The 21,750-nt window shown below is 72.1% G+C and carries 23 protein-coding genes; 9 read left to right on the plus strand and 14 right to left on the minus strand.

Annotated elements, in window-relative coordinates; translation table 11 throughout:
• Positions 1-59: 59 nt before the first annotated feature.
• The 3 genes from HD595_RS19285 to HD595_RS19295 all read right to left on the minus strand — a co-directional run bounded on the left by HD595_RS19285 (position 60) and on the right by HD595_RS19295 (position 2,340).
• Positions 60-497, minus strand: a complete 438-nt coding sequence (locus HD595_RS19285; RefSeq protein ID WP_253770956.1) for an STAS domain-containing protein — start codon at positions 495-497, stop codon at positions 60-62.
• A gap of 167 nt (positions 498-664) precedes the next feature.
• Positions 665-1,030 (minus strand): STAS domain-containing protein, encoded by a 366-nt coding sequence (locus HD595_RS19290; protein ID WP_253770958.1) that lies wholly within the window; start codon positions 1,028-1,030, stop codon positions 665-667.
• Complete coding sequence (locus tag HD595_RS19295) at positions 1,027-2,340, minus strand: PP2C family protein-serine/threonine phosphatase (protein ID WP_253770960.1); 1,314 nt, start codon at positions 2,338-2,340, stop codon at positions 1,027-1,029. Before HD595_RS19295 ends, HD595_RS19290 begins: the two co-directional genes overlap by 4 nt.
• Before the next feature lie 204 nt (positions 2,341-2,544).
• Here HD595_RS19295 and HD595_RS19300 point away from each other — a divergent pair, with 204 nt between their 5' ends.
• Together HD595_RS19300 and HD595_RS19310 are read left to right on the plus strand one after the other, a co-directional pair.
• Positions 2,545-3,117 (plus strand): RNA polymerase sigma factor, encoded by a 573-nt coding sequence (locus tag HD595_RS19300; protein WP_253770962.1) that lies wholly within the window; start codon positions 2,545-2,547, stop codon positions 3,115-3,117.
• A complete protein-coding gene (locus HD595_RS19310; RefSeq protein ID WP_301309541.1) occupies positions 3,110-4,525 on the plus strand; it encodes a CU044_5270 family protein in 1,416 nt (471 codons plus the stop codon). The genes HD595_RS19300 and HD595_RS19310 overlap by 8 nt, the downstream gene beginning before the upstream one ends.
• 548 nt (positions 4,526-5,073) lie before the next feature.
• Here HD595_RS19310 and HD595_RS19315 read toward each other — a convergent pair.
• Positions 5,074-5,544, minus strand: coding sequence for a hypothetical protein (locus HD595_RS19315; RefSeq protein ID WP_253770964.1), 471 nt, complete (start codon positions 5,542-5,544; stop codon positions 5,074-5,076).
• Between the two features lie 52 nt (positions 5,545-5,596).
• Positions 5,597-6,091, minus strand: coding sequence for a hypothetical protein (locus HD595_RS19320; protein ID WP_253770966.1), 495 nt, complete (start codon positions 6,089-6,091; stop codon positions 5,597-5,599).
• 477 nt (positions 6,092-6,568) lie between these two features.
• On the opposite strand from HD595_RS19320, the gene HD595_RS19325 reads away from it, so the two are divergent.
• Together HD595_RS19325 and HD595_RS19330 are read left to right on the plus strand one after the other, a co-directional pair.
• On the plus strand, positions 6,569-7,888 hold the full coding sequence (locus HD595_RS19325; RefSeq protein ID WP_253770980.1) for a cytochrome P450: 1,320 nt from the start codon (positions 6,569-6,571) through the stop codon (positions 7,886-7,888).
• 182 nt (positions 7,889-8,070) lie between these two features.
• Positions 8,071-8,298, plus strand: coding sequence for a hypothetical protein (locus HD595_RS19330; RefSeq protein WP_253770982.1), 228 nt, complete (start codon positions 8,071-8,073; stop codon positions 8,296-8,298).
• Positions 8,299-8,523: 225 nt separating this feature from the next.
• On the opposite strand, the gene HD595_RS19335 is transcribed toward HD595_RS19330, so the two are convergent.
• Positions 8,524-8,706 carry a hypothetical protein gene (locus HD595_RS19335; protein ID WP_253770983.1) on the minus strand — a complete coding sequence of 61 codons (183 nt, stop codon included), beginning with the start codon at positions 8,704-8,706 and terminating at the stop codon, positions 8,524-8,526.
• Positions 8,707-8,988: 282 nt separating this feature from the next.
• Between HD595_RS19335 and HD595_RS19340 the strand changes: the two genes are divergently transcribed.
• From HD595_RS19340 to HD595_RS19355, 4 genes are all read left to right on the plus strand, one after another.
• Positions 8,989-10,503, plus strand: a complete 1,515-nt coding sequence (locus HD595_RS19340; RefSeq protein WP_253770984.1) for a M28 family metallopeptidase — start codon at positions 8,989-8,991, stop codon at positions 10,501-10,503.
• A 124-nt stretch (positions 10,504-10,627) separates the two neighbouring features.
• Positions 10,628-11,137 carry a SigE family RNA polymerase sigma factor gene (locus HD595_RS19345; RefSeq protein ID WP_253770985.1) on the plus strand — a complete coding sequence of 170 codons (510 nt, stop codon included), beginning with the start codon at positions 10,628-10,630 and terminating at the stop codon, positions 11,135-11,137.
• A complete protein-coding gene (locus tag HD595_RS19350; protein ID WP_253770986.1) occupies positions 11,134-12,384 on the plus strand; it encodes a hypothetical protein in 1,251 nt (416 codons plus the stop codon). Before HD595_RS19345 ends, HD595_RS19350 begins: the two co-directional genes overlap by 4 nt.
• A gap of 84 nt (positions 12,385-12,468) precedes the next feature.
• Positions 12,469-13,290, plus strand: a complete 822-nt coding sequence (locus HD595_RS19355) for a DUF1206 domain-containing protein (RefSeq protein WP_253770987.1) — start codon at positions 12,469-12,471, stop codon at positions 13,288-13,290.
• A gap of 34 nt (positions 13,291-13,324) precedes the next feature.
• On the opposite strand, the gene HD595_RS19360 is transcribed toward HD595_RS19355, so the two are convergent.
• The 7 genes from HD595_RS19360 to HD595_RS19390 form a co-directional block, all read right to left on the minus strand.
• Positions 13,325-14,749 carry a pyridoxal phosphate-dependent decarboxylase family protein gene (locus HD595_RS19360; protein WP_253770988.1) on the minus strand — a complete coding sequence of 475 codons (1,425 nt, stop codon included), beginning with the start codon at positions 14,747-14,749 and terminating at the stop codon, positions 13,325-13,327.
• 33 nt (positions 14,750-14,782) lie between these two features.
• Positions 14,783-15,892, minus strand: coding sequence for a class I SAM-dependent methyltransferase (locus tag HD595_RS19365; protein WP_253770989.1), 1,110 nt, complete (start codon positions 15,890-15,892; stop codon positions 14,783-14,785).
• Between the two features lie 72 nt (positions 15,893-15,964).
• Positions 15,965-16,894, minus strand: a complete 930-nt coding sequence (locus tag HD595_RS19370) for a helix-turn-helix transcriptional regulator (RefSeq protein WP_253770990.1) — start codon at positions 16,892-16,894, stop codon at positions 15,965-15,967.
• Between the two features lie 226 nt (positions 16,895-17,120).
• Positions 17,121-17,804, minus strand: a complete 684-nt coding sequence (locus HD595_RS19375; RefSeq protein WP_253770991.1) for a sensor domain-containing protein — start codon at positions 17,802-17,804, stop codon at positions 17,121-17,123.
• Between the two features lie 100 nt (positions 17,805-17,904).
• A complete protein-coding gene (locus tag HD595_RS19380) occupies positions 17,905-18,480 on the minus strand; it encodes a hemerythrin domain-containing protein (RefSeq protein WP_253770992.1) in 576 nt (191 codons plus the stop codon).
• Between the two features lie 331 nt (positions 18,481-18,811).
• Positions 18,812-19,348 carry a hypothetical protein gene (locus HD595_RS19385; protein WP_253770993.1) on the minus strand — a complete coding sequence of 179 codons (537 nt, stop codon included), beginning with the start codon at positions 19,346-19,348 and terminating at the stop codon, positions 18,812-18,814.
• Between the two features lie 26 nt (positions 19,349-19,374).
• Positions 19,375-20,490, minus strand: coding sequence for a lytic polysaccharide monooxygenase (locus HD595_RS19390; RefSeq protein WP_253770995.1), 1,116 nt, complete (start codon positions 20,488-20,490; stop codon positions 19,375-19,377).
• Positions 20,491-20,683: 193 nt separating this feature from the next.
• Here HD595_RS19390 and HD595_RS45920 point away from each other — a divergent pair, with 193 nt between their 5' ends.
• Positions 20,684-20,809, plus strand: a complete 126-nt coding sequence (locus HD595_RS45920) for a hypothetical protein (RefSeq protein ID WP_301309542.1) — start codon at positions 20,684-20,686, stop codon at positions 20,807-20,809.
• Between the two features lie 35 nt (positions 20,810-20,844).
• Here the strand turns inward: HD595_RS45920 and HD595_RS19395 are convergent, their stop codons facing one another.
• Positions 20,845-21,738 (minus strand): ACT domain-containing protein, encoded by an 894-nt coding sequence (locus HD595_RS19395; RefSeq protein WP_253770997.1) that lies wholly within the window; start codon positions 21,736-21,738, stop codon positions 20,845-20,847.
• Between the last annotated feature and the right edge of the window lie 12 nt (positions 21,739-21,750).

The raw sequence follows: 21,750 nt of genomic DNA on the forward strand, positions 1-21,750 counted from the left end.
TGCTTCTCCCGGCCGGAGGTCAGGCGACGCCGGTGCTCGTGTCGCCGGACCCTGGACCGTCAGGCGACGCCGGTGCTCGTGTCGCCGGGCCCTGGACCGTCAGGCGACGCCGGTGCTCGTGTCGCCGGCCGGGCGGCGCGGGGCTCGGGCGAGCTGAGGGCGGCGGTGAGCGCCTCCTGGACCGTGGCGTGGACGGGCAGGTGCTCGTCCACACGGGTGATCGCGACCAGACGGGCCGGCATGGGCTGCAGCGCCGCCAGCCGCACGCTCCCGCCGTGCGCCTCCGCGTCCAGGTAGGCGTTGAGCAGCGTGCGCAGCCCGGCGCTGTCCATGAACCGCACCTCGGTCAGGTCGAACACGAGATGATCGCCGGGCCGGCGGCGCGACTCGGCGATGAACGACTCCACCCGGGCGGCGTTGGCCGAGTCGATCTCGCCACCCACGGTGATCACGGTGGCTCCGGGCAGGTGCTGGCAGGCGAAGGTCAGCCGGGGCATCAACGCACCGGCCGGCCGCGGGGTCGTACGGCGCACGTCGCCATGAGCCGACGATATCCCCCAGGACCTCCGCCCACCGGCCCGGAGACCCCGGCATTCGCATCACGAATATCGCGGCGCGCCCGATGGCCCTCGCGAATTCGCTGTGCCGTGCCTCCGGGACCGGATCAGGCGTCGGCCGTGATGGCGGCCCGGGCCTGTTCGGCGTCGGGATAGAGGGCGAACGCCTGGGACAGCCCGGTCATGTGGAAGACGCGTTCCAGCCGGCTGGTCAGCCCGGCCAGCGCGATCGACCCCCCGCGTTCCAGGATGAGCTTGCGGAAGACCAGGAAGAGGCGGATGCCGGTGGAGTCGCAGAACTCCAGCCCGCTGAGGTCGAGCACCAGGTGACGGTGCTCGGGCCGCAGGGTGCTCTCCATGTCGGCCCGGAGCTGGGCCGCGCTGATGTAGTCGAGCTCACCGGCCAGGGCCAGGACGCACGTGCCCGTGGCCGGGTCAGCCGAGATCTGCGTCAGGTGAACTGGTGTGGTCACCGCGAGTGCCTTTTCACGATCGGAGGAACGGTCATGGACAGGATGGCCGTGTCGTCGGTCAATCCGGGGCCGAACGCGGACAGAGTCTCCTCCAGCCGCGTCACCACCGCCTGGGCGGGTTGTCCGGCCAGGCCGGCGGCCAGGCTTCGCAGACGGTCCTCACCGTACATGTGGCCGGCCGGTGTGCGGGCTTCGGTGAGACCATCGGTGTAGAGCAGCATGCCGTCGCCGGGGCGCAGCGTGGTCTCGGCGACGGCGAAACGCGCCTCCTGCAGGAGCCCGACGAGCATGCCGCCCTCGGTGCGCAGGGCCTCGACGTCGCCCTCGGCGCGGACGATCATCGCGGGAGGATGCCCGCCCCCGGCGACCTTGACGTGCACGCCCTCGCCGGTCGGCGTGAGCACGCCGTACAGGACCGTGCAGTAGCACGGGTCGGCGCCCAGGAACTCGTCCATGAGCACCATGTTGAGGTTGGCCAGCACGGCCTCGGGGTCCACCGCGTAGACGGCGGCGGCGCGCAGGGTGTGCCGGGCCAGGGCGGTCACGACGGCCGCGTCGGCGCCCTTGCCGCACACGTCGCCGAGGAAGAAGGCCCAGTGGTCCTCGTCGAGGCGGAACACGTCGAAGAAGTCGCCGCCCACCTGGTCGGCGGAGGCGACGTGGTAGTGCGTGGCGATGTCCAGCCCGGGGACCTTCGGCGGGGACGGCGGGAGCAGCACCTTGCGCAGCGTGGAGGTGAGCAGCTCCAGCCGGCCGCGTTCGGCCTCGGCCTGCTGGCGCAGGCGGCGTTCGAGCGTGACGGCGGCGCGGGCGGACAGCCGCGTCTCCAACTGGCCGGCCACCAGGGCGGCCAGATCGGTCAGCGTGTGCAGCACGGCCTCGTCCGCCTCGCGCGGCTCGACGTCCATGACGTTGACCGTGCCCAGGCGGTGGCCGTCGGCCGTAACGATCGGCGCGGCGGCGTAGAACCGCACGCGGGGCTCCTCACGGACCAGCGGGTGCTCGCACGCCTCCGGATGGGCGAGCGTGTCGGTCACCACGTAGGGATTCGACCCCCTGATCGCGGAGACGCACAGGCCCGGGTCACCCCCGAGGTCGTGCTCGACCCACGCCAGCCCCCTGTGCGCCTTGATCCAGACCCGCTCCTGCTCGACGAACGTCACGGACGCGATCGGCGCGCCGAAGGCGCGGGCCGCGAGCGCGACGACCCGGTCGAACGTCCCCTCGGGCGGGGTGTCGAGGACCTGGTACCGGCGCAGCGCTTCCAGCCGCGCGGCCTCGGCGCCGGGGTCGATCAGCGTTGCCGTCATGTACTCGCGTCACCGTTTCTCTTTCGAGGACGCACGAAGTTTACTTGTCAAGCTTCTCTGCTCCCGCCTGATTCGCTACAAAACCCCCAATGCCCCCAACATTCCCAAAAGATCCGGCGTGAAGACGGATCGCCGGTTCGACGGAGTACAGATGTGACCCCGTCGAAGGGACCCGACCGCATGACCGCTCCACCCGGAGTACCCGTGAGGACCGACGACGCCGCGCTCATCGAGGAGTCGTGGCGGCGTCCCGAAGCCTTCGCGGCGCTCTACGACCGCTACTTCGGCGACGTCTACAGGTACGTCGCCGGGCGGGTCGGCGCGCAGGTCGCCGACGACCTCGCCGCCGAGACGTTCGTCGTGGCGTACGGCAAGCGGGCGACGTTCGACCCCGGGCGCGGAGCCGTGCGCGCCTGGCTCTTCGGGATCGCCACCAACCTCGTGGCCCAGCACCGGAGGAGCGAGACCCGCCGGCTGGAGGCGCTGCGGCGGACGCCGGCCGAGGACGGCACGGACGACGGACACGAGGACCGGGTGGCCGCCAGGCTCCTCGCGGCGGGCGCGCGGGGGCGGCTCGCCGCGGAGCTGCGGCGGCTGCCCGACCACGACAGGGACGTGCTGCTCCTCGTGGCCCTGGCGGACCTCAACTACGAGGAGGTCGCGCAGGCCCTGGACATCCCGTCCGGCACCGTCGGATCCCGGCTCAACCGGGTCCGCAGGAAGCTGCGCGCGGCCCTCGGCGGCGCCGACCCGGCGATCGGAGGAACCGATGACTGACCTGAACGGGCGTCCCTTCCCCGGGCCTCCGGACGACCGGGCGGACCTCGACGCGGTGCGCGCCCTCGTCGGCTCGCCCGAGCCGTCGCTGGACACGGTCGTGGACGGCCGGGCCCGCCTGCTCGCCGCGCTGGCGCGGGACGCCGGCCCCACCGCGAGCGACGCCGCCTCCCTCCCCGACGCCATGTCCCTCACCGACGCCGGCGCTCTCACCGACGCCGGCCCTCTCACCGGCGCAGGCTCCCTCGCCGACGCCCGCACCTACCCCCACTGCCACCCCCACGCCGAGGACGCGGTGCCGGCGGAGCCCCGGGAGGCGCCCATCCTGCTCCGGGCCGCGCACGACCCTGCCGCCCGGGAACCGGGACGGACCCGTACGGCCGGCCGCATGAGAAGGCGGCTGGCCACCGCGGGGGCGGGGCTGGCCGCGGCGGCGACGATCCTGGTGGCGGCCGTCATCGCCGCGCCCGGCGGTCCGGTCACCTCGACGGCGCCCGGCACGCCCGCCGCCACCGCGCACGACACGCCCGACGCCTCCTCGACCACCTCGGCGGACCCGGGAAAGGCCCGCGAGATGGTGCTCGCCGCCGCCGACGCGGTCCTCAAGCAGCCCGCCGGCGAGGGCGCCTACTGGCGGACGAAGACGGTCACCCGGTGGCAGACGCCCACGGGCGACGGCGCGTACACCCTTGAGCTGGGCCTGTCGGAGGAGATGTGGCTGGCCCGCCGCCCGGGGGACAAGAGCTGGCGGATCTCGCGCTCCCTCGGCGCGAAGCCCGCCACCGCGAGCGACGAGGCGGCCTGGCGGGAGGCCGGATCGCCCTCCTCGTGGGACCTCTCGCCGTCCGGGGACAAGGGCGAGAACATCGTCGAGGCGAAGCCCTCCGAGCCGGTCCGCTCCGAGCTGCGCGGCGAGTGGAAGGGCTCCGGAGGAGACCTGGCCAAGCAGCTGATGACCTGGGACGACCTGGCGGCGATCCCCGACGACGTGGACGGGCTGCGGGCGTACCTGATGAAGCTCCTCCCCGATGCCGGAGCCACGGACCCCACCTCCGATCCGGAGGGGACGAGAAACCTGCTCGCGGAGGCGGTCGTGCAGATCATCGCCGACCTTCCGGTGACGCCGCAGGTGCACGCGACGGCCTTCCGGCTGCTCGCGACGATGCCGGGGGTGCGTGCCGAGGGCGAGGTCACCGACGGGCTTGGGCGCAAGGGCCAGGCGATCCTCTTCCGCTCGGACGGCCTCGTTAAGGCGCGGATCGTGGTGGATCCCCGTACCGGCCGGACGCTGGCCAGAGAGACGACGATCCTGGACCGGACAGGCGCCGGCCGGACGGTCCCGCTCCACCACGAGGTCTCGTACGAGCAGACCGGCTGGACCGACGAGCGGCCCCCAGGGCGGAGGTGACCTCAGCCGGTCACGCCGGGCGGACAGCGCGCCGGGATGCGGCCTGGGGCCGGTCCCCGCGCGCACCGCCCGCGCGCCACCGGCCGCTCATCCGCGCCGACAGCATCAAGGCTGACCAGCCGTACTTCTCCGGCAAACACCGCGTACACGTCGCTCATGTCGCCCGAGGACGAAACGGAGATCACTCTGCGGTGGCGTTGCTCGCCCTGGCGATGCGTGGGGCGAATTCCTCCATGTACTCGCGGTGCTCCACGTGGATCATGGACTCCGGGATGTCCCGAGGGGTGAGACAACCGTCCAGATCGGTCAGCGCGTGCAGGAGCGCCTCCAGGGCCCCCGGGACTCCTCGTGCCGGGTCAGCATGGCGATCAGCTCCCGGACCACCCTGGCTTGGGTGCCGGAGAGCAGGTTCACGCGGTCCCGAACGCGGTCGCTCGCCCCTGTACGCACGGCTTCGTCGAGACTCAGAAGGTCTCGGAGGAAGTCGACATAATGCTTGCTTTCCATGCGTCCCGTCTCTACCGGTCGAGTGTCGGTACGGCACCTACTTACCGCCACAACACCCTGACACCCGAGACCGCCTCTTCCAGATCAGCACGGCGGATAAGCCAATGTCGGGATTCGACGCCAAGGGACGGCCACGAGATTGACAGATCCAGTCCTTGTCCCCGCGGCACGGGCGCCGCCCAATAGAACATCCGACCCGAGAATCCTTGACTGCTCGCCCCGGTGTTCTGGACCGCCAGGCGCTTCGGTTGACCTTCGGCTCGCAGTTCCAAGCTCATATCGTCCAGCGACCCGGGGAGGGGAATGCTGAATCCGTCATCTGGAGGAAGCGCGTCTTCTCTTACGTGGTATCCCACCTGGACTTCCAGACCTCGAGAAAAAATCGCGATCCGCTCTACGAAAACAGCACATCGTCTGGCTTCCACGAACATCTGGCCAACCGGGATATTGGCCGGAATCTCGTTCGGTGGCAGATCGAAGGGGTCGACAATAAAGGTCATAATCTCTGTCATGTCGACCCCTTCAATGCGCCGTCACACGTTTACGATGGGCGAGCTGTCGAATCTAATCGCAGCCGATTCCGACCGCTGACGTATCGCTGTGCGCGACGTTGGTCTGCCCGTGATACTGGACCGTCAACCATACGCGAGCCTTGTAGGCGATGCTACCCTTGATGGGAGTGCACTTGTACTTCGCTTGGGACTTTGTGCCGAGCTTGCAGCCGTTCTTTGCGGGGCCGGAAGCGACAGTGATGTAGTCCTGCAGCGATTTGTCCCACCGCATGATCTCTGCCTCCAGCCTGCAATCGTCAGGCGGTGTCGGCGTACACCAGTTGATGTCACCGTCGGCGTATACTGTTTTTCCCGTACTTGTAAGCCTATAGGGATTGCTGATGTGCGCCTTGCAGGCAACAGCGTCCTGGGTTGTCAGAGGGCTCTGGGTTTCGGGGTTGATGACGGCCTCCACAGTCTCAGAGCCGTTCGCTTGGGAACCGAACTGCTCTGGTGTGGTCGGCGGTTCTGCCATGGCCGGTGCGGCCCCGACGGTGATCGCTGCCACGGCTGACGCCACCGTTATCGCAAGGCGCTTTACGCGCATGCAGGTACACTCCTCCCGGTGTTGTATCAGGCCACGAACGGGGAAATCTGGGGAGATGCACCTGTTCGTGGCCCCAAATTTTGGACACAGACAACCTTCCGCAGCTGCCGCCGCCGTTTCAAGATCCCACGGAGGGCTCGTAGGTTGCCGATACGGTAATGTAACTTTTCATATCACCTTTGTGGCCGGAAATTGGCCGCTATCCAAGTGCATTCGACGTGAAGCCGTAATAGCCGCTTCCCGAGGATCGATGACAACCGGTTTTCATTCACCGTCGGCGCGTCGTCGTTTGTTTTTGGAATCGGTAGGGTGACGGGGTCGGTACACCGTCCATCTTGTGCCGGTCCTTCCCCGGTGCTCGTCGCCGTGAGACACCACTTCTGAGCAGGTCGCACCCGGAGAGGTTTCCGTGGCCCGGCCCGGGAAAGAGGGCAGGCCATGACCACTCTGGAATCGCCTTCACGCCAGGGTGAGCGGGAGCCGGCCGCGCGATGCCCCCGGAGCGGCGCCGAGAGGTCGACGTCGCCGGTCCTGGGCGTGGACGACACCCCCGCCTTCCGGCTCAACCCGTACACCTTCATCTCCGAGCGGGCCAGGGACCTCGGCACGGACGTCTTCGACACGCGGCTGCTCCTGCGGGCGACCACGTGCATGACCGGGCCCGAGGCGGCGAGGGTCTTCTACGGCGAGCGCCGGCTCGTCCGCCACGGGGCGGCGCCGCGCCGGCTGCTGCTGACGCTGTTCGGCCGGGGCGGGGTGCAGTCGCTGGACGGCGAGGCGCACGCCGTCCGCAAGGCGATGTTCATGTCGCTCATGACGCCGCAAGAGCGGGAGCGGATGCGCGAGCTGGCCGGGGAGGCGTGGCGGGAGCGGATCGGCCGTTGGAGCCGGATGCCGCGCGTCAACCTGTTCGAGGAGGTCAGCGAGCTGCTGTGCGAGGTGGCGTGCGCGTGGACGGGCGTGCGGCTCGACCGGCGCAGCATCCCGCACGCGACCGCGCGGCTGCGCGCGATGATCGAGGCGCCCGCTGCCGTCGGCCCGCGTTACCTGCGCGGCCGCACGGCCCGCGTCCAGGCGGAGAAGGGCATCGCCGAGCTGGTGAGGCGGGTGCGGGAGCGGCCCGAGCGGTTCGCGGGCACCCCGTTGCAGGCCGTCGCGCTGCACCGCGACGCCGACGGCGCGCCGCTGGACCCGCGGGTGGCCGCCGTGGAGGTGCTGAACCTGCTGCGGCCGATCGTGGCCGTCGGCCGGTTCGTCACCTTCGCCGCCCTGGCCCTGCACGCGAACCCGCACTGCCACGAGCGGATCGCCGCCGGCGACGACGCCTACCTGGAGCACTTCGTCCAGGAGGTGCGGAGGTTCTACCCGTTCTTCCCGATGGTCGCCGCGAAGGTGGCCGAGCCGTTCGAGTGGAACGGCCACCGCTTCCCGAAGGGCCGGCGCGTCCTGCTCGACCTGCACGGCATCGACCACGACTCCCGGGTGTGGGAGGAGCCGGAGGAGTTCCGGCCGGAGCGGTTCGGCACGCGGGACGGCGGCGCCTTCGACCTCGTGCCGCAGGGCGGCGGCGACCACCACCGCGGTCACCGGTGCCCGGGCGAGTGGCTGACCGTCGACCTGATGAAGGTGGCGGTGACCGCGCTGACCCGCTGGATGTCGTACGGCGTGCTGCCGGAGCAGGATCTCAGCATCCCGCGGTGGCGCGCGCCCGCCCTGCCGACGAGCGGCTTCGTCATCGACCGGGTGATCCCCGCCTGACCGGGCGCGACGGGTCCGTCCAGTACGTGTCCATGATCGGCTCGTGCGCTTGGAGGCTACCCAGCGTTTCTGGTGATTCTCTGTCAATGCCCTAGTCAGAGGCGGTACGGGCGTCCCGCGGCAAGGTCTTTGGCGCGATCGCGTCTATGTACCGTCCGCGACGACGCCCTTACGTTCGAGTCATGTGCGATCTGAACCCACAGGAAAGCCGTGACGTTCTCGACTCCCTGAGCGAGATCCGCGCACTGTCCGACCAGGTGGCCACGCACGCCTCGGCCATCGGGGAGAGCTCCTACATGGACCACGCCGGCCTCGCCGCGCTGCTGACCGAGCTGCGCGACCGCGCCGACGCGACCCGGGTGTGGGTGGAGGCCAAGCCGCACCAGCACGCCGCGCACCACGGCCACTAGCGCCGTCAGGGCGTGCCGGTTCCGGCGGGGCGGCGGGGCTCTGCCGGAACCGGCCCTTTTTCGGGTTTTCGCGCCGACGTCCATGCGTGATTCAGCAGGTCCTCATGGCGTGCGTGTGCGAGTGGACTTTCCGCGCCTTTCCCGTTCTGATGATCTCGTCGGTTCATCCGGCGCGTGTTCGCGGAGCGAGGAGATGGCCCATGGGACCTCGGCGTCCGGCGCGGCTCACGCCTCGGTGGGCCGGTCGTAGCCTTCGGCCTCGCCGTGGACCCCGCGGTTCGGGTCCTGCTCCGGCTGGTTGGCCGGGTCCGTGGGCGACGGGTCGAACTCCTCGGCGAAGTCCGCGTCGTCGTACTCCTCGGGATTCTCCCGCCGGTCGGCGAGCGGTCGCTCGTCGGGCTGCGACATGGCTCCTCCTGCGATCGGATGCTCCGCCCGTGGCCGCGGGCCGGCGGGCGGCGGACATCGGGCCCCTGCCCGCGACGGGCGGGCTCATGTCGGCGGGCCCCCCGCAGGCCGCGCCGGGCGGCCGGTTACGGCTTCTCCCGTTCGCGAGATCCGGTCAGACAACCATGTGCCGGCATGACCGCCGCCGGGAAATTGGGCTCTAGGCGCGCATCAGATGCGGCGTTACCTTCCAGTGAGGCGGCATCGGGGGATCATGCCGCTTTTTCGCTGTGGAGGAGCCATATGCGCGTATCCATCATCAAAGGGGTCACCGCTGTCGTCGCGGCCCTCGCCCTCCCCCTGGCCGTCTCCGCTCCGGCGCAGGCCAAGGGGCTGGACGACGCCTTCGCCAAGCTGCTGATGGCGCAGGTCACGGGGGCGAACGTGCAGAAGCACCTGGCCGCGCTCCAGGGCATCGCCGACGCCAACGGGGGCACCCGCGCCGCGGGCACGCCCGGCTACGCCGCCTCGCGCGACTACGTCGCGGGCAAGCTGCGCAAGGCCGGTTACAAGGTCACGCTCAACCCGATCCACTTCGTGGAGAGCTGGACCGAGGACAGCCCGCCGACCCTGGAGCTGACCGCGCCGAACCAGAAGACGTACGCCCCGAACGACGACTTCTACACCTTCCAGCCGTCGCCGGCCGGCGAGGTCACCGCGCAGGTCCAGGGCGTGGACCTGACGCTGCCGCCGACCCCGACGCCCACCTCTACCAGCGGCTGCGAGGCGTCCGACTTCAAGGGGTTCGTGGCTGGCCGGATCGCGCTGATCCAGCGGGGCACGTGCGCGTTCGCGCAGAAGATCCGTAACGCCGGGTTCGCCGGGGCGTCCGGCATCATCGTCTTCAACGAGGGCCAGCCCGGCCGCACCGACGCGTTCCCGCTGAACATCGGCGAGTGGCGGGCCGGGGTGCCCATGGTCTTCGCCGACTTCGCGGTCGGCAACGCGCTGGCCGCCACTCCCGGCGCGACCGTCCACCTCAAGGTGAACACCACGCTCAAGCTCGGCACCGACCACAACGTCATCGCCGAGACGCGCTTCGGCGACCCGCGGAACGTCGTCATGATCGGCGCCCACCTCGACAGCGTGACGGCCGGGCCGGGCATCAACGACAACGGCTCCGGCAGCGCGACCATCCTGGAGACCGCCCTGCGGATGGCGCACTACCCGGTGCGCAACAAGGTCCGCTTCGGGTTCTGGGCGGCCGAGGAGATCGGCCTGCTCGGCTCCGACCAGTACGTGGAGAACCTGACCGACGCCGAGCGCGACCGGATCCGGCTGTACCTGAACTTCGACATGGTGGCCTCGCCGAACTACGCCTACAAGCTGTACGACGGCGACGACTCCGACGCCACCGGCTCCCCGGCGGGCCCGCCCGGATCCGCCCAGATCGAGAAGCAGCTCGAAGCGTTCTACGACGCGCGCGGGCTGGGTCACGTGGGCACCGACTTCGACGGCCGCTCCGACTACGGGCCGTTCATCGCGGTCGGCATCCCGTCCGGCGGCATCTTCACCGGCGCCGAGGGGATCAAGACGGCCCAGGAGGCCGCCGTGTTCGGCGGTACGGCCGGGACCGCGTACGACGCCTGCTACCACCAGGCGTGCGACACCACGGCCAACATCAACGCGACCGCGCTCGACGTCAGCGCCGACGCGATCGCCGACTCCACCGCCCGGTACGCCTTCAACCTGGGATCCATCCCGGAGCGGACCGGCACCGCGAGCACGTCCCGGGTCGCCCTGCGCACCGCGAGCTGACCCCGTCCGTCCCGAGGGCGGCCGCCGTGAGGCGGCCGCCCTTTCGCGTGCCGAAGATCACAGGCATAGCGGGAGGCGCGGCGCGGCGTCTGATGGATGACATCCACATCTCTTGGAGGTGACCGTGGACCCCGCAGACGAGCGAGGTTTCCGCGAGTTCGTTTCCGCCCGCTCGCCCGCGCTGATGCGCCTCGGTTACCTGATCACCGGCGGTGACCAGTACGCCGCCGAGGATCTGGTGCAGGCGGCGCTGGCGAAGCTGGCTTCCCGGTGGCGGCGCGTCGATGCGCCGGAGGCGTACGTCAGGCAGATCATGTACCGCCAGCACATCAGCTGGTGGCGCACGGCGGCCCGGCGCGGCGAGGTCGTCCAGGCCGCGCCGCCCGAGCTGCCCGGCGAGGACCGCACCCACCAGAGCGAGCTGCGCATGGTGCTGCGCTCCGCGCTGGCCCGGCTCACCCCGCGCCAGCGGACCATGCTCGTGCTCCGGTACTTCGAGGACCTGCCCGACCACCAGGTCGCCCGCGAACTCGGCTGCTCCGTCGGAACGGTACGCAGCACCACCCACCGATCCCTCGCCCGGCTGCGCGAGATCGCTCCCGAGCTCGCCGAGGAACTGGAGGCCGTCCGATGACCCGACTGCTGCGCGACACGCTGGAGGAGTGGGCCGGCGAGGCCCGGGTGCCGCACGACCTGGCCGACCGGGCGCTCGGCGTCCGGCGCCCGGCACGGACGCCGCGGGGGCGCGTCCGGCCGTGGGCGCTGGCCGCGGGCGCGCTCGCGCTGGCCGCGGGGGTGACCGTCGCTCTCGTCGTCCCGGGGACGGGCGGGGAGGACCGGGGAGCCACCGTACGGCCCGCGACGGGGCTGACGCTCCCGGAGCGGCCGTCGCCCGCGCCGACGGACATCCGCACGTACACCGAGGGACGGCCGCCGCGCACGCTCATCGCGGCCGGGAACGTCGCGGTGTCCGCCTACTGGACCACCACCACGGAGAAGGCCTCGGCGAATCTTCAGCGACTCCGGCGGACGTGGTGGCTGTACGACCCCAGGAACGACGGCTACGAGAAGACCGACTGGGCCTGGGTGGACGTCGCCCCCGGGCTGCAGACCGCCGCCGCGATCTCGGGCGGTCTGCTGGGCAGACAGATCGTGATCGTGGACATGGCGACGCGTAGGAACACGTCGGTCATCGGCCTGGAGCACGACGCCGGTTCGCTCGTCTGGTCGCCGGACGGCACCAAGCTGCTGGTGACCACCTACTCCGACTATCCCGACGTGTGGAAGGGGTCGCCGGACTCTCCCGACTGGCACACCGTCGGCGGAGGGCATCGCACCGGCTACTACCTCATCGACGTCACCACGGGCGAGAAGGAGTACCACGAGCTGCCCGAGCTGGCCGACATGCTGAACGAGCCGGCGGGCAGCGGCCCCGGCAACGGCAACAACCGCCAGGACCTCGGCTGGAGCCTGGACGGCTCGCTGATCTGGGCGCCCACCGACACCAGGCCGGACCGCCTCTTCTACACCCTGGACGGCAAGCGCCACGACCCGCCCGCCGACCGGTACATCCCCCACGCCGGCACGACAGCTCTGTCCCCCAACGGGAAGCTGGTCATCGGCCCTCGGCAGTCCGGCCTGCCCACGGAGATCACGGACGCGCGGTCCGGAAAGGTCGCCGGCCGGCAGAAGGTGCTCCAGCTCCTCGCCTGGGCCGACGACGACAACGTGGTCGCGCTGGGCTGCGCCCGGGAGTGCGACGACGAGTTCGACGCCGGGCTCGTGCTCGTCAGCGTGGACGGGACCAGGACCACCCAGCTCGCCGCCACCGGCAAGAGCGAGGGCGAGGGCTCCTGGCGTTGGGTGCTCACTCCCCGCTGACCTGCGCACACGTCTCGCCGAGGCTTGGACGCCGCGTTCTCGGGCACTCGGAAGGTCGTCTTCGGGCGATTTGAGGAGGTTCCGGTGACCACGGTGGAGAACGCCGGGCGGCAGGCCCGCGCGATGGCGCGGCGGGCCGCCGACCATCCGATGCTCGACCGGCTGGCCAGGGTGGGCCTGGCCTGCCGGGGTGTGTTGTACGCGCTCATCGGGGTGCTGGCGGTGCAGATCGCTCTCGGCAGCGGGGGCAAGCAGGCCGACAAGGGCGGCGCGATGACCACGATCGCGAGCCTGCCGTTCGGCTCGGTGCTGCTGTGGATCATGGTCGTCGGCTTCGCCGGCCTGGCGCTCTGGCAGGCGTCCGAGGCGCTGTTCGGCGGGCTGAGGATCACCAAGGACCGCGTCGAGGCGGCGTTCCGCGCCGTCGTGTACGCGCTGATCGTCGGCTCCCTGCTGACCCTGCTGCTGTCCGGGAAGTCCGGCTCCGACGACAAGAAGTCGCAGGACGTGACCGGCAAGCTGCTCGACCTGCCCGGCGGGCAGTTCATCGTCGGCCTGATCGGGCTCGGCATCATCGGGCTCGGCGTCTACTGGATCTACCAGGGGTGGAAGAAGAAGTTCCGCGAGGAGCTGGACCAGGGGCGCATGTCGTCCGGGGCGCGCAAGCTCATGGACCGCCTCGGCACGGCCGGCTACCTGGCGCGCGGCGCCGTCGCCGTCCTCGCCGGCGTGTTCGTGGTGCAGGCGGCGATCACCTACGACCCGGACAAGGCGGGCGGCATCGACGCCACCCTGCGGGCCTTCGCCGACACCCCCGTCGGGCCGTGGCTGCTCGTGGTGGTGGCCCTCGGGCTGGTGCTGTTCGCCGGCTACTGCTTCGGCGAGTCGCGCTGGCGCCGTACCTGACACCCGTCGGGTACGGATCCCGGCCGGGCCGGGGTCAGCCGTAGAGGACCGAGAGGAACCTGACCAGCACGGCCTCCCGCTGAGCCGCCGGGAGGGCGTCGAGGACGGTGTTCACCACGGCCATCTCCGGCTGGCCCCGGCCCGGCCGCAGGTCCACGCCCACGGAGGCGGCCAGCTCGGCGAACGTCGGGTCGTCCAGCGCCTCCAGGTCGAGCCCGGCGACCAGCTCCACCAGCCCCTCGGGCAGCGTGACGGGCCCGCGCAGCCGGGCCGCCTCCGCCGACTCGGCGATCACCTTGAGCATCGCGTCCACCCCGGCCCGGGTCACCCCGGTCACGGTGACGTGCAGGTTGGCCGGGATCCCCGCGTACGAGAGCTGGGGCTGCAGGAACCAGCCGCGCGCCCGCGCCTCGTCGGCCAGCACGAACACGTCCAGCCCGGCGTCGGCGGCGGCGAAGGAGACCAGTGACGACTCCGGCTCGCCGAGCACCCGCAGCCCCGGGACGCGGGCGATGCCCTCGCGCAGCGCCGCCGCCGCCTCCAGCGTGGCGCGGCCCAGCTCCAGATAGCCCGCCCGGCCGAGCGCGCGCAGCGTGGCCCAGGCGCCGGCCAGCGGCCCGGCCGAGCGCGAGCTCTGCACGGTCGCGTTGATGACGGTGTAGCCGGGCCAGGCCGCCGAGGCGAAGTACGCCCGACGGCGCATCGCCGGGTCGGCGAACAGCACGACCGAGGCGCCCTTCGGGGCGTAGCCGAACTTGTGCAGGTCGCACGAGAGCGAGGTCACGCCCGGCACCGACAGGTCGAACGCCGGCACGCGCGCCCCGGCCTCGCGCAGCCACGGCAGCAGCCACCCGCCCACGCACGCGTCCACGTGGCAGGGGGCGCCCGCGGCGGCGGCCACCGCGGCGATCTCCCCGACCGGGTCGATCACCCCCTGCGGGTAGGAGGGCGCCGAGGCCACGACGAGCACGGTGTCGGCCGTGATCGCCGCCTCGACGTCCGCCGCCCGCGCCCGGTACGTGGCCAGGTCCACCGGCGCCGGCCGCACGCGCACCCCCAGGTAGTGGGCCGCCTTGTGGAAGGCCGGATGGGCGGTGACCGGCACGACCATCTCCGGCCGCTCCCGGCCGGCCAGGTCACGGGCCGCCTTCACCGCCAGCATGATCGACTCGGTGCCGCCGCTGGTGAAGATGCCGTGGCCGCCGCCGAGCAGGTCGGCCACCGCGCCGACGACCTGCCGCTCCATCTCCACCACGCTGGGGAAGGCGGTCGGGTCGAGGCTGTTGACCTCCAGCATCTCGACGTACGCGCGGGTCGCCGCCTCGTGGACCTCCGGGCGGCCGGTGTCGTAGACGTACGCGGTCACCTGGCCGCCGCGTACGGGCAGGTCGTGCTCCTTGAGGCGGGCGACCTCGGCCAGCAGCTCCTCGGCCGTGCTCCCCGTGACGGGCAGGTTCACGCGGCCGAATGTAGATCCCTTCGGACGGAACGGTCAATCGGCGGCGGGTACGGGCCGGGCCTGCGCGCGCGTGCGCAGCCGGTGAACCCGCCGGTCGCCGCCCCAGCGGGCGATCGCCTCCTGGTCGGCGAAGGCCAGCGCGCGCATCATGTTGCCGCCGTCGGCCGCCTCGATCGTGCGGCGCAGCCGCCGCCGCAGCGGCTCCGTCAGCCGGTCCGTGCCGGCCTCCACCGCGTCGCCGTAGTGGGGGGCATAGGAGACCCCGGCGAAGCCGGTACGGCTCAGCAGGGTGCGCAGCGTCTCGGCCGAGTAGAACATCAGGTGGTTCTTGGTGAAGCCGCTCCACGTCGGGCCGTACGCCTTGAGCAGCAGCGAGCGGGCGTTCACCGTCAGCACGAGCAGCACGCCGCCCGGCGCCAGCAGCCGCCTGAACAGCGAGAAGTCCGACAACGGCCGCGGCAGGTGGGCGAGCACCGACCACAGCGTGATCACGTCGAAGCCGCCCTCCGCGATCTCCGGCACGTCCTCCGGCGCCCCGAAGTACGCCCGCGCCCGGGTCAGCCGCGCGTTGGCCTGCTCGACCGAGTCGGGCGACAGATCCACCCCGTAAGCCTCGAAGCCCCGCTGCTCGGCCAGCTCCAGGAACAGCCCCGCGCCGCAGCCGAAGTCGAGCAGCCGCCGGCCCCGCCCGTCGCTGAACACCGGCGCGAACGCGTCCATCGTCAGGCGGTAGCGGCGCTGCCGGTTGGCCGCGTAGTCGCCGGTCAGGAAGCCGCTGTAGCCGGTGGCGTACAGGTCGCCGAGGTGCTCGGGACGCACGTTCGGATTGCGGTACAGGAAGCCGCACGACGGGCAGCGGACGACCCGGTAGCTCCAGCCGTCGCCGTTGGCCGGCTCGAACAGCGGCTGCTGGCGTGACTGCCCGCACATCAGGCAGCTCACGAACTCCTCGATCGCGCCGAGCGGCGTGCGGGCCGCGTAGTCCGCGAGCGGCACCACCGGCGCGCGCCGCAGCCGCCAGCGCCACCGCGCCTCGCGCGCCAGCCGCTCGCCGGGACGCACGTAGACGCGCTGGGTCCAGTGGACACGGTCGTAGCGGGAACCGTAGACGATCCGGCTGATCAGCCGCCGCGCGGAAACCATGGCAACACCTCGAAAAAGAGCGGAATGCCGGGGATTTGCCCTCGTCTCTGAGCGGCTACGCCCTTGCCCGGGTCAAGACGGGGTTCCCGATGCCCCTGCGTGAGGTGTGGTGACCAGGGGGGCGGCGGGGGCGGCGGTGCCGTGGGTGAGGCCGTGCGCCTCGGCCCAGGCGTCCAGCCCGCGGATCGCGGCGTGGTCGGGACCGCCCGCCGGGGCGCTCATGAGCACGATCGCCTGCTCGCCGTCGTCCGCGCAGGTGAGGACCTGCCAGTCCACGCTGAACCGGCCCGCCACCGGGTGGTCGAGGCGGCTGCTGCCCGAGGTGCGCATGGTGACCAGGTGCTGGACCCACCAGGTGCGGAAGTCGGGGTCGCGTGCGGACAGCTCGCCCACGAGCTCCCGCAGCCGGGGCGCGTCGCACGCCACGCCGGCCGCCAGCCGCAGCGCCGACACGGCCTCCTGGGCGCGCTCGCGCCAGTCCACGAGCATGGAGCGGACGTGCGGGTCGAGGAACGTCATCCACACGTAGTTGCGGTGCCGGGGCTCCATCGCGGCCAGGTCGCCGAGCAGCGCGACGGCCAGCCGGTTCCAGGCGAGGACGTCGAAGTAGCGGCTCAGGACCAGGGCGGCGGTGTCGGTGAGGTTGGCCAGCAGGCGCTCCACCTGCGGGCTGACCCGCGGGGCGGAGCCGCCGCGGCGCTCGGCCTCGTCGGGGTGCGCGAGCTGGATGAGGTGGCGCTGCTGGTCGTCGTTGAGCAGCAGGGCGCGGCCGATGGCGTGCAGCACCGGCCGGGAGGCGGTGCGGACGCGGCCCTGCTCAAGGCGCGTGTAGTAGTCGATGCTGATGCCGGCGAGCTGGGCCACCTCTTCCCGGCGCAGACCGGGCACGCGTCGCGGGTAGCCGGTCTCCGGCAGGCCCACGTCCGCCGCGGTGATCAGGGAGCGCCGGGCGCTGAGGAAGTCGCCCAGCGGCCCTCTCGGGCTCGCGTCCGGTGGTCGCATCACCGGGATTATGGCATCTATACGGAGCTTTCACCGGGGAAAACCGTTCCTCGGAACGACGCATCCTTCCAGGTCAGCGCGGTAACCGCCAAGCTTTGACGTGGAGGGGGGAGGGGGCCGGCCGCCGCTGACCGGGAGGGAATCCGCAGCGGCCGGCCCCTTTCGTTGGGCCCTGTCCTGATTCGCGGCGTCCCACTGGCGCGGGCGGCTCAAAGGTGCGGGCGGCTCAGAGGTGCGCGGTGGCGCGGAACACCGGGCGGGCGGTGCCGTACGCGTCGAGGTCGTACGGGCTCTCCACGACCGGGCCGGCCAGCAGGAGCTGCGCGGGCGCCGCCTTGAGCAGCGCGGCCGCCCGCACGGCGGGCGCGAGCGTCAGCGCGAACAGCGCGCCCACGGCCGTGTTGAACAGCACGAACGCCGTCGTGCCGCTGCCCAGGCCGAGGAGCTGCGGCAGGCCGCCGTCCACGCCGGGGATCTTGGCGACGATCCAGCCGTACAGCGGGAACGCCAGCCCGGCGATCGCGACCGCCCACCACACGGTGGTGACGACGAACGCGGCCAGCGCGAACGGGAACGCCACGACGGCGTGCATCAGGTCCATCCACGCCCGGGGGCTCGTCAGCGGGTTCAGCGTCCGACGCCACCAGCCCGCGCCCGCCGGCGGCTCGGCGTACACCGGTCGTCCGACCGGGCGGCGCAGGACCTCGGCGAGCGACTCCCGCTCGCCGTCGGCGAAGTTGCGCGCGAGGGAGGCGGTGCCGGCCAGCACGGGAAGGCCGACGCCGGCGACCGCGCTGCCGGCCCCGGCCGCGACACCGGTCACGACCAGGCTGAAGGAGGCGAGCGCGGACGGCAGGCCCATGAACGTGTAGCGGGTGTCGGTCGCGATGCGGTGCCAGAGGGTCGTCATGCGGGAAACGCTACGGAACCGGACGGCGCCGGACGATGCCGCCGGCAGGTCAGCCGGGGGTAGGGAAAACCCTACCTCTGCTCGCGCGCAGGTCGCCAGGTCAGCGCATCGCCTGGCGGATGACGTCGCGGATGCGGTCGACCATCGCGACGGGCGTGCCGACCAGGAGGTTCATGGTGGCCGACTCCACGCCCGGGTGCGGGTGGGTGGGGGCCAGCGCCTCGGCGGCCTTGACGCCGGCGGCCATCGCGCGGCGCTCGGCGGGCCCGGTCTCGGCGCGCAGCCGGACGAACTCGTAGCGCTCCTCGCTGCGCGCGTGCGCGGTGACGGCGGCGCGCAGTAGCGCGAGCCGCTCCAGGAAGTCGGGGGCGTCGGGGCCCGCCTCCTCCAGCCGCTGGAGGAGCTCCTTGGCCTGCCGCTCCTCGGCCAGCCGGTCGTCCACCACGGCGTCGCCGCCGTCGACGACCTTGCGGACGTACGGGTGGACGATCTCCTCCTCGGCCGTCTCGTGGACGGCCAGCAGGCGGACCAGGCGGGTGAAGGCGGGGCCGCGCTCCTCCGGGCCCGCCTGCTCGACCTCGTCGAACATGTCCCTGATCATCGCGTGCTGGGCGAGGAGGAGGTCGATGACGTCCTTCTCCTCCATCGTCTCCGGCCGGCGCGAGCTGTCGGTCATGTCGGGTCTCCTCTCGGCTACGCCGCCGCCTACCCGTGGGGCCGGGCGCCACGCGCGTCATGACCCGTGAAACTTTCACGTCGCGAGCCAGGTGAGACCGGAAGGAACGCCGCGCGAAGCCGCCTTTCGTTGACATCCGGCCGCCGGCTCGCACAATCCTGCTTGGGAGCGCTCCCATCGCGCTCCCCGAAATCCAGGAGGTGAGGCCGCCCCCGCAACCGTGTGACCGTTCCATGACACCATCCCGCCCGGATGGCAGGGACGCGGCCGGCCGTGAGACCTCCCCCTTCTCCGCCAGCCGCGTCCTTCACGTCGTGGCCGCGCCCCGCGCTCAGCGAGCCGCCTGCCGCCGCTCGAACCGCGCGCGGGCCGCCTCGATCACCCCCTCGTCCGCGAACTCCTCGAACGCCTCCCGGTGATAGCGCTCCGGGACGATCTCCCTGACCCGGTCCGGATAGCCCGGCCCCGGCTCGGGCACCCTGACCCATGGCGCGGCGCCCAGCCGTACCGCGATCGGGCCGGAGGCGCGGACCGACATGGCCCAGTTCGTCCCTGTGCCGGTGACCGCGCACAGGTGCCGGGCGTAGACCCACCGCACCTGCGAGACCGCGCGGGCGTCCGGCGGGTCGAAGCCGAACGGCTCCACCGCGCACACCACCCGCCCGGCGTCCGCGCCGAAGTCGTGGCCGTGCTCGTGGTGCTCGGCCGGTGTCGCCCGTTCGAGCAGGGCGGTCACCTGGTCGCCGAGGCTCCGCTCCAGGTCGTGCCGTCCCGCCTGCTGGACCGCCAGCACCACGCTCACCCCGGCCAGCAGGACGAGGGCCGCGGCGACCGCCGCCACGGCCCCCTTCCGCCGGGTCAGGGTCACGCCGCCCTCCCCGGGCCGGGTGTCGCCTACGGGCTCGTGCACGTCAGCGTGGGAGCCGGGTCGGGGGCGTTGCCGGTGGCGTTGAACCCGAACGTGGTGCTGGAGTTCGCCGCTATCCGCGCGTTGTGGGTGGCGTTCTTGACCGTCACGTCGGGCGGCTGCGAGGACAGCACTCCGTTCCACGGCTGGCCCTCGAAGCCCTGGCCGCCGGAGTAGGTCCACTTGACCGTCCAGCCGTTCAGCGCGGTGGAGCCGGGGTTGCGGACGGTGACCTCGGCCTGGAAGTGGCCCGCCCAGCCGGGCGTGGCGATGGTGCGCCACGTGGCGGTGCAGGCGCCGGGGGAGGTCGGCGTCACGGTCGGGGTCACGGTGGGCGTCACGGTCGGGGTGACCGTGGGGGTGACGGTCGGGGTCGTGCCGGGTGACTGGCCGTTCGGGCCGACGCCGGTGACCTCGCCGTTGCCGCCGTCGAAGACCACGTCGGAGCAGCTGTAGAAGTTCTCCTGGCTGTCGGAGCGGATCCAGTGGATGAACAGGATGTGGCGCCCGCTCTTGCCGGACGGGAGCTGGACGTTCCAGTAGTAGTAGTTCAGGCCGCCCGTCCCGCCGGACTGCGGCGGGTTGGCCACGCTGCCGAACGACTCCAGGTCGGACCACTTGAGCGGCGCGTCGGGGTTCCAGCCGTTCTTGGTGATGTAGTACACGAACGAGCCGGGGTGCGCCGCCCAGTTGCTGTGCCGGACCTGGATGGTCGCCCCCGAGGTCAGGTGGGTGAGTGGCCAGTCGGAGCGGACCGCGTTGTAGGCGGTGAAGTCGTACGGCCCGCCCTGGCCGCCGCTGCAGATCTGGCCGTCCGGGATGAACCCCGACGTGCGGCCGCCGCCGTCGGAGCGCAGCACCGCGAACCAGTTGTAGAGCGGGGTCGTGCCGCTCTGCGCGACCGCCGCCGCGCAGGCCGGGTTGTAGGGGATGATCTGCCCGTTCTCGCGCAGGCCGTCCTGCCAGCACAGGAACGTGCGCGCGCCGGGGAACATCGTGACGCCGTGGGCCTGTGCCTGCTGTGGCGACAACGCCACCAGCAGGCTCGTCACCAGGGCCACGGCCGCCGCGGCCACCAGGGCCGCCGACCGGATCGGTCTCATGGAGGAGTCCCTTGTTCGAGCGAAAGAGGAACCCGTCCACGACCCGCCCCGCCCGGCAGCACCCGTGTGTGCGCATTGAAACACGGCGTCGCGGGCCCGGCAACGCGCGCTGAAACTTTCAGCTACGCCCGGGGGCACGCCAATGACTTCATCGCGCTCGCGAAGCTCCCGGATCTGGTCGAGGCCGCCGTACGTGCCGGGGACGCGGAGCCGGCTCGGGGCCGAGCCCTGGGCCCTGCGTGCGCGCGCCCTGTTGCGGGCGTTCCCCAAGCTGGGGATCTCGGCGCGCGCCCAGCTTCGCGACCTCGACCTCGACTGACGGGTCACCGACGCCCGTCTGCGGCGTCGCGGCGTTCACGGACGGCTGTAGCGGGCGTCGCGGGCGGCGGCGGCCAGTGCGGCGGCCCGGGCGGCCTCGGTCGGCGTGAACGGCAGGCCGGGACGCCGCAGCAGCAGCGCCCGCTCCGGGTGGACGGAGATCACCATCGTGCTGTTCAGCTCGGCCTCCTCCGCCACGGTCTCGCCCGGGCGCCGCCACTCGACCTCGGGCGCGCGCAGCAGCTCGCCCATCGCCTGGGGAAGCTGCCCGGGGTCGTCGTGGACCCGGCGGGCCAGCAGCAGACCCTGGACGCCGGGGTCGGTGAGGTCCTTGACCCGGGCGGGGACGACGAACACGTCCAGCCCGCCCGCGGCGGCGAGCGCGGCGCGCAGGGCGTCCGGCTCCAGGCCCGTGGGCGCCTCCACGACGAACTCGTCCAGCGCGTCGCAGCCCGCCGGAGTGATGGCGCTGCTGCCGGTGGGCGCGATGTGCAGGGACAGGATGTTGCACCCCAGACGGCCGAACGCGCCCGCGACCTCCGCGAGGCGGCCGGGCCGCTCGACCACGCGCATCCTGATCCGCCACAGGCTCATGACGGTCCCGGCGCCGCCCTCGGGCAGGGGCGCGCCGGAACCCTTCGCGCCCCTCCGTCCCGCTCTGGACCCCTTCGCGCCCCGCCGTCCCGCTCCGGAGGGCAGGCTGCCGTGCAGCCGCTTGTGGACGGCCGAGCCGACGACCAGCGCGGCCCCGAGCCCGACCAGCACGACCGGGCCCGGGTCCGTGTGGCCCAGGAGAGTGGCGAGCAGATGGGCCAGGCCGACCGCCAGGAACAGCGCGGTCACCTCGACGGCCTCCTGCCGCCAGGAGCGCGCGTGGTGCGGGCGGCCGGTTCCGGCACGTGGGTGGATCGCCTTCGGTGCATCGCTCATGGCCGCCAGTCT

Source organism: Nonomuraea roseoviolacea subsp. carminata (assembly GCF_024172185.1).
Taxonomy (GTDB): domain Bacteria; phylum Actinomycetota; class Actinomycetes; order Streptosporangiales; family Streptosporangiaceae; genus Nonomuraea; species Nonomuraea roseoviolacea.

Bases quoted from the DNA above. Each gene is read 5' to 3' on its own strand.
- HD595_RS19395 (WP_253770997.1), bottom strand. From the start codon at position 21,738: ATGAGCGATGCACCGAAGGCGATCCACCCACGTGCCGGAACCGGCCGC.
- HD595_RS19350 (WP_253770986.1), top strand. From the start codon at position 11,134: ATGACCCGACTGCTGCGCGACACGCTGGAGGAGTGGGCCGGCGAGGCC.
- HD595_RS19365 (WP_253770989.1), bottom strand. From the start codon at position 15,892: ATGGTTTCCGCGCGGCGGCTGATCAGCCGGATCGTCTACGGTTCCCGC.
- HD595_RS19390 (WP_253770995.1), bottom strand. From the start codon at position 20,490: ATGAGACCGATCCGGTCGGCGGCCCTGGTGGCCGCGGCGGCCGTGGCC.
- HD595_RS19340 (WP_253770984.1), top strand. From the start codon at position 8,989: ATGCGCGTATCCATCATCAAAGGGGTCACCGCTGTCGTCGCGGCCCTC.
- HD595_RS19310 (WP_301309541.1), top strand. From the start codon at position 3,110: ATGACTGACCTGAACGGGCGTCCCTTCCCCGGGCCTCCGGACGACCGG.
- HD595_RS19335 (WP_253770983.1), bottom strand. From the start codon at position 8,706: ATGTCGCAGCCCGACGAGCGACCGCTCGCCGACCGGCGGGAGAATCCC.
- HD595_RS19325 (WP_253770980.1), top strand. From the start codon at position 6,569: ATGACCACTCTGGAATCGCCTTCACGCCAGGGTGAGCGGGAGCCGGCC.
- HD595_RS19330 (WP_253770982.1), top strand. From the start codon at position 8,071: ATGTGCGATCTGAACCCACAGGAAAGCCGTGACGTTCTCGACTCCCTG.
- HD595_RS19375 (WP_253770991.1), bottom strand. From the start codon at position 17,804: ATGACGACCCTCTGGCACCGCATCGCGACCGACACCCGCTACACGTTC.
- HD595_RS19370 (WP_253770990.1), bottom strand. From the start codon at position 16,894: ATGCGACCACCGGACGCGAGCCCGAGAGGGCCGCTGGGCGACTTCCTC.
- HD595_RS19315 (WP_253770964.1), bottom strand. From the start codon at position 5,544: ATGACAGAGATTATGACCTTTATTGTCGACCCCTTCGATCTGCCACCG.
- HD595_RS19295 (WP_253770960.1), bottom strand. From the start codon at position 2,340: ATGACGGCAACGCTGATCGACCCCGGCGCCGAGGCCGCGCGGCTGGAA.
- HD595_RS19285 (WP_253770956.1), bottom strand. From the start codon at position 497: ATGCCCCGGCTGACCTTCGCCTGCCAGCACCTGCCCGGAGCCACCGTG.
- HD595_RS19380 (WP_253770992.1), bottom strand. From the start codon at position 18,480: ATGACCGACAGCTCGCGCCGGCCGGAGACGATGGAGGAGAAGGACGTC.